At 39.1% G+C, this 12,238-nt stretch carries 15 protein-coding genes; all 15 read left to right on the forward strand.

Going from position 1 to position 12,238, the window contains the following annotated elements; translation table 11 throughout:
- Positions 1-26: 26 nt before the first annotated feature.
- Complete coding sequence (locus E7274_RS09190; protein WP_033153997.1) at positions 27-791, forward strand: FliA/WhiG family RNA polymerase sigma factor; 765 nt, start codon at positions 27-29, stop codon at positions 789-791.
- Positions 792-835: 44 nt separating this feature from the next.
- Positions 836-1,162, forward strand: a complete 327-nt coding sequence (locus E7274_RS09195) for a hypothetical protein (RefSeq protein ID WP_304175441.1) — start codon at positions 836-838, stop codon at positions 1,160-1,162.
- Between the two features lie 76 nt (positions 1,163-1,238).
- Positions 1,239-1,901: a DUF6115 domain-containing protein gene (locus tag E7274_RS09200; RefSeq protein WP_304175443.1), complete on the forward strand. Its 663-nt coding sequence runs from the start codon at positions 1,239-1,241 to the stop codon at positions 1,899-1,901.
- A complete protein-coding gene (locus tag E7274_RS09205) occupies positions 1,901-2,473 on the forward strand; it encodes a hypothetical protein (RefSeq protein ID WP_304175445.1) in 573 nt (190 codons plus the stop codon). Before E7274_RS09200 ends, E7274_RS09205 begins: the two co-directional genes overlap by 1 nt.
- A 158-nt stretch (positions 2,474-2,631) precedes the next feature.
- Positions 2,632-3,363 carry a 30S ribosomal protein S2 gene (gene rpsB, locus E7274_RS09210; RefSeq protein ID WP_033154000.1) on the forward strand — a complete coding sequence of 244 codons (732 nt, stop codon included), beginning with the start codon at positions 2,632-2,634 and terminating at the stop codon, positions 3,361-3,363.
- A gap of 2 nt (positions 3,364-3,365) precedes the next feature.
- The gene (gene tsf / locus E7274_RS09215) at positions 3,366-4,289 is read left to right on the forward strand and encodes a translation elongation factor Ts (protein ID WP_304175447.1); all 924 of its coding nucleotides are present in this window, start codon (positions 3,366-3,368) and stop codon (positions 4,287-4,289) included.
- A 114-nt stretch (positions 4,290-4,403) separates the two neighbouring features.
- Positions 4,404-5,318 (forward strand): polysaccharide deacetylase family protein, encoded by a 915-nt coding sequence (locus tag E7274_RS09220; RefSeq protein WP_074790412.1) that lies wholly within the window; start codon positions 4,404-4,406, stop codon positions 5,316-5,318.
- 20 nt (positions 5,319-5,338) lie between these two features.
- Positions 5,339-6,115: a polymer-forming cytoskeletal protein gene (locus E7274_RS09225; RefSeq protein WP_044934191.1), complete on the forward strand. Its 777-nt coding sequence runs from the start codon at positions 5,339-5,341 to the stop codon at positions 6,113-6,115.
- Positions 6,116-6,135: 20 nt separating this feature from the next.
- A complete protein-coding gene (gene pyrH, locus E7274_RS09230; protein WP_044934193.1) occupies positions 6,136-6,840 on the forward strand; it encodes a UMP kinase in 705 nt (234 codons plus the stop codon).
- A complete protein-coding gene (gene frr, locus E7274_RS09235) occupies positions 6,840-7,394 on the forward strand; it encodes a ribosome recycling factor (protein WP_044934197.1) in 555 nt (184 codons plus the stop codon). Before pyrH ends, frr begins: the two co-directional genes overlap by 1 nt.
- Before the next feature lie 64 nt (positions 7,395-7,458).
- Positions 7,459-8,157: an isoprenyl transferase gene (locus E7274_RS09240; RefSeq protein ID WP_090394020.1), complete on the forward strand. Its 699-nt coding sequence runs from the start codon at positions 7,459-7,461 to the stop codon at positions 8,155-8,157.
- Positions 8,158-8,169: 12 nt separating this feature from the next.
- Entirely contained in the window at positions 8,170-8,973 is an 804-nt protein-coding gene (locus E7274_RS09245) for a phosphatidate cytidylyltransferase (protein ID WP_304175449.1), read from the forward strand.
- 12 nt (positions 8,974-8,985) lie between these two features.
- Positions 8,986-10,134, forward strand: coding sequence for a 1-deoxy-D-xylulose-5-phosphate reductoisomerase (locus tag E7274_RS09250; RefSeq protein WP_044934206.1), 1,149 nt, complete (start codon positions 8,986-8,988; stop codon positions 10,132-10,134).
- A 3-nt stretch (positions 10,135-10,137) separates the two neighbouring features.
- Positions 10,138-11,172, forward strand: a complete 1,035-nt coding sequence (rseP, locus tag E7274_RS09255; RefSeq protein WP_304175452.1) for an RIP metalloprotease RseP — start codon at positions 10,138-10,140, stop codon at positions 11,170-11,172.
- 10 nt (positions 11,173-11,182) lie between these two features.
- The gene (ispG, locus tag E7274_RS09260) at positions 11,183-12,235 is read left to right on the forward strand and encodes a flavodoxin-dependent (E)-4-hydroxy-3-methylbut-2-enyl-diphosphate synthase (RefSeq protein ID WP_304175454.1); all 1,053 of its coding nucleotides are present in this window, start codon (positions 11,183-11,185) and stop codon (positions 12,233-12,235) included.
- Positions 12,236-12,238 lie beyond the last annotated feature (3 nt).

Below are 12,238 nucleotides of genomic sequence, written 5' to 3' on the forward strand. Positions count from 1 at the left end.
ATTAAACGTTACTAAAGGGGGCATAAATGAAGGCAGCTGACAAGGAAAAGCTTTGGGACAAATATAAGGTTAGCCCATCCCCAGAGCTTAGAGAGCAGTTAATACTTGAATATGCATCGCTTGTAAAAATTGTTGCAGGACGTCTTTGTATGTACTTGGGTAACACCGTTGAATACGAGGATTTATGCAGCTATGGTATCTTTGGCCTCATTGATGCGATTGATAAGTTTGACTTAGCAAAGGATGTTAAATTCGAAACATATGCAAGTCTTCGTATCAGAGGATCCATTTTAGATCAGATTCGTAAAATGGATTGGATTCCACGTACAATCAGACAGCGTCAGCGTATGATTGATGATGCAATCAAGACAATTGAAGCTCGCACTGGACACAGTGCTTCGGACGAGGAAGTCGCAGCAGAATTAAATATATCTTCTGATGAATTTTTGAAATGGCAATCACAGCTTAATGTTACTAATGTTGTTTCATTGAATGAATTTGTTGAAGCTGGAAATGAACCGGTTATGGAAGCAGAACACAATTCTCATTTCATTCAGCCAGAAGACAACATTTCTAAGCAGGAGCTTACTCAAAAGTTACAAGAGGCATTAGATAAACTTACAGAAAAAGAAAAACAGGTCATTCTTTTGTATTACTACGAAGATATGACTTTAAAAGAAATAAGTGCAGCTCTTGAGGTTTCAGAATCAAGAGTATCACAACTCCATACCAAGGCCCTTCAAAAGATGAGAGGATCACTTGGAGAATACATGGGGATACTAATAAAATAGTGTTGGCAGTTTAATTGTGTGGTATTCCATAGGGAGGGAATGTTATGTCAATTAGTCCTATTAATTTTAACGGAATGATCCAAAACACCAACGAGATTAGCCATACTAAGGCTAATGAGGATCAAAAGCCAATGCTTCAGCAGGAAGTTTTGACGCAGACCGTCGAAAAGAAGCAGGAGCAGCAAGCCAAACAGGTCAATGATCTCTACAACGCAAAGCGTACTGAAGACAAATATGACCGTGAAGGCAATGGCAAAGGTTATGAAGGAAATAAAAAACGTAAACCCTCTAAGATTAAACAAGAAGAAAAGCTAGAAGGTGATGGAAAGATATCTGAGAAACCTACACCTTCATTTGATATGAGAGTTTAACAGGGGGACTGAAATGACCGTTCTTGAAATTACACTCCTAATCATAGGCTTAGCCTTTTGTATTGGGAGTTTTTTTGTGTCTGAAAAGTTATCAAGCAAAGACAAAGAAAATCTTCAAAAGCTTACAAAAGAGCAAATAGAAGAAATCATAAAAGACAAAATGGCTGATGCAAAGGTAGAAATGGAAGATAAGCTTTCTGCCACAATTGATGAGGCCATTGAAGAAATGGATCGAAAAACAGATAAAGAAACAAACGAGAAGATTATGCAAATCTCTCAGTATTCAGATACAGTTTTGGAATCTGTTGACAAGTCTCATAAAGAAGTTACATTCATGTATTCAATGCTTAATGAAAAGCAGCAGGATACAGTTGATATGACTAAAAAGCTTTCAGATTTAGAAGATACACTTGTTGCTTTGGATTCATCTATTGCTAAGAAGCTTGATTTACTTCGCGATAGAGAAATCGAAATATCCGAAGAAAAGCAAAAGCTAGAGCAGGCCAAAATCGAATTTGAGGCTCAATCTACTGAAAGCAAGGCAACTGAGCCGGTATCCTTTACTGAGGCTTTGGCTGAAAAATTTGCAGACGAAACAGTTCGTCCAAAACAAAATGACAATCTTGAAATTTTAACTCTTCACGATGAAGGTCTTAGCGAAGTTGAGATAGCTAAGAAGCTGGGTAGAGGTCTAGGCGAGGTTAAATTTGTTCTCGGATTATATCAGGAGGGCAAATAATGAGACTTAAATATTACATGAGAGGTATAGGCATAGGTGTAATATTCGCGACACTTTTGCTTACTATTAGTTTTTACTTTGGTAGTACTGGTATTTCTTCAAAGGAAATGACTGATGAAGAAATAATCGAAAAGGCAACAGAGCTTGGCATGGTTATGCCAGAAGATGATTCTGAAGAACAAGAAAATCAAGAAGAAGCTACTGAAGAACCTGAAGATGCAAACTCAGAAGCACAATCAACAGAAGAAGAGAGCGCAGAAGAGTCTACAGAAGAATCTGCAGAAAAATCTGAGGTTGAAAATGAGCCTGTTGTGGAAAGCTCTGAGACTACCGTCAAATATATTCCTTTTACTGTAAACAGTGGCGAATCATCTGATACGGTTGCAGCAAATCTTTATAGTGCAGGACTTGTTGATTCTGCTTCAGAATTCAATGATTACATGAATACACTAGGCGTTGATAATAGAATTCAGTCTGGTACATTTTATGTAAGAACAGATAGTACATATGACGACATAATAGTTTTACTTGTTAATAAAGACCATAGAACAACTACACCGCCCACCGAGTAACACCTTATATTAGGTGTTGCATGGTGGGTTTATTTATGGTAAACTTTTAGAGCTGTTGAAAATACACGCATAAGGACTGACATTGGTTCCCAACCTACAGTAGGCGGGGTGGTTGTCAGGAGGAATTATGCGGAAGAAACAAACCAGGAGGTATTAAAATGAGTGTTATTTCAATGAAGCAGTTACTCGAGGCAGGTGTTCACTTTGGACATCAGACACGTAGATGGAACCCTAAGATGGCTCCTTACATCTACACAGAGCGTAATGGTATCCACATTATCGACCTTCAGAAGTCTGTAGGTATGGTAGACGATGCTTACGATGTTATCTTCGACATCGCACAGCAGGGTGGTACAATCCTTTTCGTAGGTACAAAGAAGCAGGCTCAGGATGCTATCGCTACAGAGGCAGAGCGTTGCGGTATGTTCTATGTAAACGAGAGATGGCTCGGTGGTATGCTTACAAACTTTAAGACAGTTCAGACAAGAATCGCTCGTCTTAAGGAAATCGAGAAGATGGAAGCAGACGGAACATTTGACCTTCTTCCAAAGAAGGAAGTTACTCAGCTCAAGAAGGAGCAGGAGAAGCTTACAAAGGTTCTTGGCGGTATCAAGGAAATGAACCGTATTCCAGATGCTATTTTTGTTATTGATCCTAAGAAGGAGCACATTTGTATCCAGGAAGCACACGCACTTGGTATTCCACTTGTAGGTGTTTGCGATACTAACTGTGATCCAGATGAGCTTGATTACGTTATCCCAGGTAACGACGATGCTATCCGTGCAGTTAAGCTTATCGTTGCTAAGATGGCAGATGCTGTTATCGAAGCAAAGCAGGGTGAAATGAACGAGGTTGCTGAAGAGTCAGCAGAAGCAGAAGAGGAGGCATAATTATGGCAGCTATTACAGCAGCAATGGTAAAAGACCTTCGCGAGCAGTCTGGCGCAGGTATGATGGATTGTAAGAAGGCACTCACTGAGTGCGATGGTGATATGGATGCAGCTTTCGAGCTCCTTCGTAAGAACGGTGCTGCAAAGGCTGAAAAGAAAGCATCTCGTATCGCTGCAGAGGGTATTTGCAAAGTTGTAGTTGAAGGCAATACAGCTGTTGTTCTTGAGGTTAACTCAGAGACAGATTTCGTTGCTAAGAACGAGAAGTTCCAGACATATGTAGAGAAGGTTGCAAACCAGATTCTTAAGTCTGATGTTACTACAATCGATGAGTTACTTGTTCAGCCATGGGCAGAGGATTCATCAAAGACAGTTAACGACGTACACGTAGAGATGGTTGCTACAATCGGCGAGAAGCTTTCACTTCGTCGTTTTGAAAAGGTAGTATCTGACGGATTCGTTGTTTCTTACACACACGGTGGTGGACGTATCGGCGTTATCGTTGATATGGCTGGCGCTGAGAGTGACGCAGCTAAGGAAGCAGCTACAAATCTTGCTATGCAGATTGCAGCTCTTAATCCTAAGTATGTTAGCCGTGATGAAGTATCAGCTGATTACATTGCTCACGAGAAGGAAATCCTTCTTGCTCAGATTATGAACGATCCTAAGGAATCACAGAAGCCTGAGAAGGTTATCAATGGCATGATCGAAGGTCGTGTATCTAAAGAGCTTAAGGAAATCTGCTTACTTGATCAGGTATACGTTAAGGCTGAGGATGGAAAGCAGACAGTTGCTAAGTACTTAGAGCAGGTTTCTAAGGAGACAGGTTCTGAGCTCAGCATCAAGAGATTCGTTCGTTTTGAAACGGGCGAAGGTCTTGAGAAGAAGGTTGAGGATTTCGCAGCAGAAGTTGCAGCTCAGTTATAATTTTGTTTTCATTAAAGAGTCCACATTTAGTGGGCTCTTTATTTTTTACCCCCTTTATATTGAGAAATCGTTGTGATAAAATAAAAGAGAAATTTTTATGGGGAGGATTTTGTTTTGGAGAGTTCATTTGAGGGGCTTGAGAGACAAAGGGCAAAGCGCAGACGCGTTGCCAGAATGAAAAAATTTATTGTCACTACTGTTTTAGTATTTATGCTTCTTACAATTTCTGTAATGAGCTTCCTTTTGTTTGAGGTTTTCTCTTTACAGAGGCAGTTGGATAGCCTTGCTAAGCAGGTTTATGTTACTACTGATGTAGAGAATGAAAGCGAAATGGTGGATGACAGTATATTGGATGATGTCTACCAAGTTGATAACGTTGATAATATTGCTGAAGAGGGTGATATACCTATGGTATATCTCACATTCGATGATGGCCCTAGCAGCAACACAGATGAAATATTAGATATTTTAGACGATTATAATGTAAAGGCTACATTCTTTGTTTGTGGCAAGGATTTAGAGCTTTACGGTGAACAATACAAACGCATCGTGGACGAAGGTCATACTATTGGTATGCACTCATATAGCCATAATTTTGGCGAGATATATGCGTCTGAGGATGCTTTTGCACAAGATTATAACAAAATTCATAATTTAATATTAGAAACTACTGGTGTTGACACTAAATATTATCGTTTTCCAGGAGGAAGCAGTAATAAGGTCAGCACTACAAGCATGTCTACATTCATTAATTACTTAAATAATCAGGGCGTTGTATACTACGATTGGAATGTTGCTTCGGGAGATGCTACATCTTCTGCGTTTACAACAGAACAGCTTATTGATAATGTAATGAAGGATGTGGTAAAATACAAAACGTCTGTAGTATTGTTGCATGACGCTTCAAATAAAAATGCGACAGTTGAGGCTTTACCTGGATTGATTGAATCTTTACAAGAGCAGGGGGCCATGATTTTACCAATCACAGATGAAACAACCGTTATACAGCACGTAAACGTTGTACAATAAAATGTTATGGAGGAATTGTAATGGGCTTTTTTAAGGATTTCAAAGAGGATTTTAATGACGCTTTAGACGAAATGGCTGGCGCAGAAGAGACATCTACAGAAGAAGTTATGGTTAATACCTTAGATGGCGATATTGACGTTGAGTCAGAGCTTAACAAGCTTGATGGTCTTTTAGAGCAGGTCACTAAAAAGGTTGAAACACCAGCTGAAAAGCAGGCAGAGGCTCCTGTTACTACAGAGCCAGTAGAGGAGAAAAAGTCTTTCTTCTCAGAGACAAAGAAAGAAACTAAGATGGAGGCACCAAGAACAATGGATGTTATGGGAAATGCTGCTGATACTAACAGAGCAGTTGCAGATGAGAATGCAGTTATTACAGCAGGAATGAAAGTTACAGGTAATGTAGAATCAATCGGTTCTATCGAAGTACAGGGAGAAATTGTAGGAGATGTTGCATGTAATGGCAAGCTTGTTGTTACAGGTAAGGTTAATGGTAACTCATCATCTTCAGAGTTCTTCGCTGACGCTGCAAAGATCGAAGGCGAAGTAGTTACAACAGGTACAGCAAAGGTTGGCGTTGGTTCTGTTATCATTGGTAACATTACAGCTACATCAGCAGTTATCGCAGGTGCTGTAAAGGGTGATATCGATGTTAATGGTCCAGTAGTTGTTGATACATCAGCAGTTGTTATGGGTAACATTAAGTCTCGTTCAGTACAGATTAACAATGGTGCTGTTATCGAAGGCTTCTGCTCACAGAGCTACTCAGATGTTGATGTAAACAGCGTATTCGCAATCTAATAGATAAAGGATTATTACAAATGAAGAGAGTATTACTTAAGCTTAGTGGAGAAGCACTTTCAGGTGATAAGGGGTTTGGATTTGACGAAGCTACATGTATGATGGTAGCAAAGCAGGTTAAGAAGCTTGTAGATGATGGTGTTCAGGTTGGTGTCGTTATCGGCGGCGGCAATTTCTGGAGAGGCCGTTCATCAGAAAACATTGATCGTACAAAGGCAGACCAGATTGGAATGCTTGCTACAGTTATGAACTGTATCTATGTATCTGAAATCTTCAGAACAGCAGGCATGCGTACAGCAGTACTTACACCTTTTGAGTGTGGCAATTGCTCAAAGCTATATTCTAAGGATAGAGCAAACAAGTATTTCGAAAGAGGAATGGTTGTATTCTTTGCAGGTGGTACAGGTCATCCATATTTTTCAACAGATACAGCTACAGTACTTCGTGCAGTAGAAATCGAAGCAGATGTTATTCTTCTTGCTAAGTCGATTGATGGTGTATATGACAGTGACCCAGCTAAGAATCCTGATGCAAAGCGTTATGATAAGGTTAGCATCCAGGAAGTTATCGATAAAAAGCTTCAGGTTGTTGATATGACTGCTTCTGTTATCGCAATGGAGCAGCAGATGCCAATGTATGTATTCTCTCTTAATGAAGAGGATTCTATAGTAAAAGCAATTTCAGGCAAATTTAATGGCACAGTTGTGTGTGTTAAGGAGGATTAATGGATAATATACTTTCAACTTACGAGGAGAAAATGACAAAGAGCTACAATAATCTCGAAAGCGAGTTTACTACTATTCGAGCAGGTAGAGCTAATCCACATATTCTTGACAAGATTACTGTTGATTATTATGGAGCTCCAACTCCACTTCAGCAGGTTGCTAATATCTCTGTTCCTGAGCCTAGACTTATTCAGATTCAGCCTTGGGAGCCATCATTGGTAAAGGAGATTGAAAAGGCAATTAATATGTCTGATATTGGTATCAATCCTACAAACGATGGTAAGCTTATTCGTTTGGTTTTCCCAGAGCTTACAGAAGAGCGTCGTAAGGAAATTGCCAAAGATGTTAAAAAGCATGGCGAAGATGCAAAGGTTGCTATTCGTAACATCCGTAGAGATGCTATCGATCAGTTAAAGAAGCATTCAAAGGATGAAGGCGTTTCTGAGGATGAGATAAAGGACCTTGAGGATAAGTGCCAAAAGATGACTGACAAGTTCATCGCTGAGGTAGATAAAGCTGTTGAGGCTAAGACAAAAGAGATTATGACAGTTTAAACTAGTCTATTTATGGGGCACAGTTATTGTGCCCTTTTTCATTATATTTTATTTTGGAGGTGCTATGAACGTACCAGAGCATATAGCTATAATACTAGATGGAAATGGCAGATGGGCCAAATCAAAAGGAATGCCTCGTACATACGGACACACTGTAGGGGCAAAAAATGTCGAAACCATTTGTAGAGCGGCACATGATTTAGGAGTAAAATATGTTACTATGTACGCTTTCTCTACTGAAAACTGGTCTAGACCTGACGACGAAGTTAAAGCTCTTATGAAGCTTTTAGGGGAATATATAAAGACTTGTATGAAGACCGCCAAAAAGGATAACTTACGGGTTAGATTTATTGGTGATTTGACAAAGCTGGATGACAAACTTAGAGCAGCTATTGCTGAGCTTACAGAGTATTCATCACAGTTTACAGGTCTTACACTTACTATTGCTATAAATTATGGTAGTAGAGACGAAATGACTAGAGCAATTCGAAAGGTTGCTGAGGATGTTAAAGCTGGTAATATCAATTCAGAAGATATTACAGAGGATGTTTTTTCAAGCTACTTAGACACAAAAGATATCCCTGATCCAGATTTTATGATTAGAACATCTGGCGAGCAGCGTCTTTCAAACTATCTATTGTGGCAATTAGCATATTCCGAGTTCTACTTTACACCTGTTCCATGGCCAGAGTTCACACCAGAGGAGCTTAAAAAGGCAGTAGAGGAATATGATAAGAGAAACCGTAGATTCGGTGGTATATAGGAAGGATTATATATGTTTATTACTAGATTAATTAGTGGAATTATTCTTGTAGCTCTTGCACTTTTATTTATTTGCACAGGTGGAGATGTTCTTTTAGCAGTAATGCTTGTTTTGTCTCTCATCGGCATGTTTGAGCTATACAGAATCTTTAAAGTTGAAAAGAGTCTACCTGGAGCACTAGGTTATCTTGCTTGCATTACATACTATTTAGATTTAAGATTGCAATTTTGCCAGGATGTTATGGTAATTGTCCTAGCATTTTTGATTCTGCTTTTAGCTGTATTCGTGTTTAGCTATCCTAAGTTTCATAGTCATCAGATTATGGCAGCATTCTTTGGTTTATTCTACGTAGGAGTGATGCTTTCATTCCTCTACCAGACACGAATGCTTACAAATGGCCAGTTTATTGTATGGCTTATTTTCCTTTGTTCTTGGGGATGCGATACATCTGCATACTGTGTAGGCGTATTGTTTGGAAAGCACAAGATGTCTCCAATTCTTTCTCCTAAGAAATCTGTTGAAGGAGCTGTTGGTGGAGTAGTTGGTGCAATGTTATTTACAGCGATTTACTGCTATGTTATTTCAGCAGTATTCAAGATGGATGATTTTGCAATCCTTCCACTTGTAATTATTTCAGGAGTTGGTGCTTTAATTTCCATGGTAGGTGATTTAGCTGCTTCAGCTATTAAGCGCAATTTCGAAATAAAAGATTATGGAAAATTGATTCCAGGACATGGTGGAGTGCTTGATAGATTTGATAGCGTAATTATCACAGCACCTATTATTTTCTTCTTAGCTTATTATTTTTACGTATAAAGAGGTAGTAAAATGTCACAGAAGTTAGCTTTACTTGGTTCAACTGGTTCTATTGGAACTCAGACATTGGACATAGTTTCACAAAATCCAGAGGATTTGCAGGTAGTTGCAATGTCCTGCGGAAAGAATCTAGATTTGTTTGAAAAGCAAATCAGAAAGTATCATCCTACACTTGTTTCTGTGGGAACAGAGGAGCTTGCAAAGGATTTAAAGACAAGACTTTCTGATATGGATATAGATATTCATTTTGGAATGGAAGGACTTATTGCTGTTGCCACTTGTGAAGAGGCTGACACTGTAGTTACTGCCGTAGTTGGAATGATTGGAGTTCAGCCTACTATCGCGGCTATCAACGCCAAAAAGACAATTGCCTTAGCAAACAAAGAGACACTTGTTACTGCAGGTCATATTATTATGCCTCTTGCAAAGGAAAAGGGGGTTTCTATTCTTCCGGTTGATAGCGAACACAGTGCTATTTTCCAATCATTAAATGGAGAAAGACATAATAAAATTTCAAAGATTCTTCTTACTGCTTCAGGCGGTCCTTTTAGAGGAAAGACTCTTGAACAGTTAGAGAATGTTAGAGTAGAAGATGCATTGAAGCATCCAAACTGGTCTATGGGCGCAAAAATCACTATCGATTCTGCCACAATGATCAACAAAGGTTTGGAAGTTATGGAAGCTAAGTGGCTATTCGATGTAAATCTTAGCCAGGTTGAGGTTGTGGTGCATCCACAGAGCGTGCTTCATTCTGCTGTTGAATTTATGGATGGAGCGGTAATTGGCCAGATGGGCACACCAGATATGAGATTGCCAATCCTTTATGCTCTTTTCTATCCAAACCGTAAGACTCTTTATGCTGAGCCTTTGGATTTATTCAAAGTAGGTTCACTTACATTTGAAAAGCCGGATATGGAAACTTTCTATGGCCTTTCTTTGGCTTATGACGCAATGGATGCAGGTGGAAATGTTCCTACTGTTTTCAATGCTGCCAATGAAAGAGCAGTTGCAAAGTTTTTAAATAATAAAATCAAGTTTTTGGAGATACCAGAAATCGTATCAGAAGCAATGATTAATGTTGATTTCATTGAGAATCCTACAATCGAACAGGTTCTTGAAACTGAAAAGATGACTTACGATTTCATTGAGAGCAGGTGGTAAAAAATGAAGATTATTCTAGCTATACTAATTTTTAGTTTTATTATTATTTTTCACGAGCTAGGACATTTTCTTTTTGCAAAGAAGTGCGGGGTTAAGGTTAATGAATTCACTTTGGGTCTTGGTCCAACTCTGATTTCTTGGGGAAAAGGCGAAACAAAATATTGTTTAAAGCTTCTTCCATTCGGTGGTTCTTGCGTTATGGAAGGAGAGGATGAAGAAAGCGACAGCGATAGAGCATTCAATAAGAAATCCCTATGGGAGAGATTCCAAATCGTTTTTGCTGGTCCTTTATTTAACTTTATTTTAGCTTATATTCTTTCTGTTGTTTACATATCAGCATTAGGAGTAAATGATGCTACCATATCTGATGTTATGGAAGGCTATGCAGCCGAGGAAGCAGGCATGGAGGCTGGAGATACAATCATTAGCATTAATGGATATAATGTTCATTTTTACAATGAAATAAGCATCTACACATTCCTACATCCAAACGCAGAAAGCTACGACATTGTCTATTCACGTGATGGTGAAAAGTATGAGACTAAGTTAGTGCCAACATACTCTGAAGAAACCGGCAGAAAAATGATTGGCATTATCAAGACTGCTGATTACAAAAAGGTATCACCAATTGGTGTTTTGAAATACGCAGCTTACGAAATCAAATATCAGATTTACGTTACATTATCTAGCTTAAAGATGTTATTTACAGGTCAGATTTCTGTAAATGAAGTATCAGGCCCTGTGGGAGTTGTTACTACCATTTCTGATGTTTATGATCAATCAATTAGCAGTGGCTTGTTTTATGTATTTATCAATCTATTATCAATCGCAATTCTTCTTACTGCCAACCTTGGCGTTATGAACCTATTGCCATTCCCAGCCCTTGATGGGGGAAGAATTCTTTTGTTTATTATCGAAGGAATTAGAGGCAAGAAGATGAAGCCGGAAATTGAGAACGGCATAAATCTTGTAGGATTTGCATTGTTAATGGTTTTAATGGTTGTTGTTATGTACAACGATATTCTTAAGCTTATGTAGAGGTAATATTATGAAGACTACTGAAGTTAAAATTGGAAATAGAGTTATAGGTGGAGGAAATCCTATCCTCATCCAGTCTATGACAAACACAAAAACACAGAATGTTGAGGCAACTGTTGCGCAGATTCTTCAGCTTGAAAAGGCTGGCTGTGATATTATTCGCTGTGCTGTTCCTGATATGGAAGCTGCACAGGCTCTTGGCAAAATCAAAGAGCAGATTCACATTCCTTTGGTTGCAGATATTCATTTTGATTATAGACTTGCTATTGCAGCTATCGAAAATGGAGCTGACAAGATTCGTATTAATCCTGGAAACATTGGAAGCGAAGACCGAATTAAGGCTGTTGTTGATGCTGCAAAGGCAAAGAATATTCCTATTAGAGTAGGAGTTAATTCAGGTTCACTAGAAAAGAATCTTGTTGAAAAATATGGCGGCGTTACAGCAGAAGGTCTTGTTGAGTCTGCACTTGATAAGGTGGCTATTATCGAACGCCTTGGATACGACAATCTTGTAATCAGCATCAAATCATCTGATGTTATGATGTGCGTAAAGGCACATGAATTGATTGCCGACAAGACAACACATCCACTTCATGTTGGTATTACAGAAGCTGGCACGATCAAGGCTGGAAACATCAAAAGTGCATGCGGCTTATCCATGATTCTATCACAGGGAATTGGTGATACTATCCGAGTTTCGCTTACAGGTGACCCTATCGAAGAAATTAAGACAGCAAAGCTCATTCTTCGTACACTGGGTCTTAGAAAGGGCGGAATTGAAGTAGTCTCATGCCCAACATGTGGACGTACACAGATTGATTTAATTGGACTTGCAAATAAAGTAGAGAATCTTGTTGAAGAATTCTCAGATTTAGATATAAAAGTAGCTGTTATGGGCTGCGTAGTTAATGGACCAGGAGAAGCAAAGGAAGCTGATTTAGGCGTTGCTGGAGGCATTGGAGAAGGCCTTCTTATAAAGCACGGCGAAGTTGTTCGCAAGATGCCTGAGAGCGAGCTTTTAAATGCATTACGTGAGGAGCTTACAAACTGGCCACGGAGATAATGA

It is taken from the genome of Pseudobutyrivibrio ruminis (assembly GCF_015057245.1).
In the GTDB taxonomy this organism is placed as follows: Bacteria; Bacillota; Clostridia; order Lachnospirales; family Lachnospiraceae; genus Pseudobutyrivibrio; species Pseudobutyrivibrio ruminis_E.

Excerpts from the sequence above, each read along its gene's own strand:
- E7274_RS09190 (WP_033153997.1), top strand. The coding sequence starts at position 27 with ATGAAGGCAGCTGACAAGGAAAAGCTTTGGGACAAATATAAGGTTAGC.
- E7274_RS09195 (WP_304175441.1), top strand. The coding sequence starts at position 836 with ATGTCAATTAGTCCTATTAATTTTAACGGAATGATCCAAAACACCAAC.
- E7274_RS09205 (WP_304175445.1), top strand. The coding sequence starts at position 1,901 with ATGAGACTTAAATATTACATGAGAGGTATAGGCATAGGTGTAATATTC.
- rpsB (WP_033154000.1), top strand. The coding sequence starts at position 2,632 with ATGAGTGTTATTTCAATGAAGCAGTTACTCGAGGCAGGTGTTCACTTT.
- tsf (WP_304175447.1), top strand. The coding sequence starts at position 3,366 with ATGGCAGCTATTACAGCAGCAATGGTAAAAGACCTTCGCGAGCAGTCT.
- E7274_RS09225 (WP_044934191.1), top strand. The coding sequence starts at position 5,339 with ATGGGCTTTTTTAAGGATTTCAAAGAGGATTTTAATGACGCTTTAGAC.
- pyrH (WP_044934193.1), top strand. The coding sequence starts at position 6,136 with ATGAAGAGAGTATTACTTAAGCTTAGTGGAGAAGCACTTTCAGGTGAT.
- frr (WP_044934197.1), top strand. The coding sequence starts at position 6,840 with ATGGATAATATACTTTCAACTTACGAGGAGAAAATGACAAAGAGCTAC.
- E7274_RS09240 (WP_090394020.1), top strand. The coding sequence starts at position 7,459 with ATGAACGTACCAGAGCATATAGCTATAATACTAGATGGAAATGGCAGA.
- E7274_RS09245 (WP_304175449.1), top strand. The coding sequence starts at position 8,170 with ATGTTTATTACTAGATTAATTAGTGGAATTATTCTTGTAGCTCTTGCA.
- E7274_RS09250 (WP_044934206.1), top strand. The coding sequence starts at position 8,986 with ATGTCACAGAAGTTAGCTTTACTTGGTTCAACTGGTTCTATTGGAACT.
- rseP (WP_304175452.1), top strand. The coding sequence starts at position 10,138 with ATGAAGATTATTCTAGCTATACTAATTTTTAGTTTTATTATTATTTTT.
- ispG (WP_304175454.1), top strand. The coding sequence starts at position 11,183 with ATGAAGACTACTGAAGTTAAAATTGGAAATAGAGTTATAGGTGGAGGA.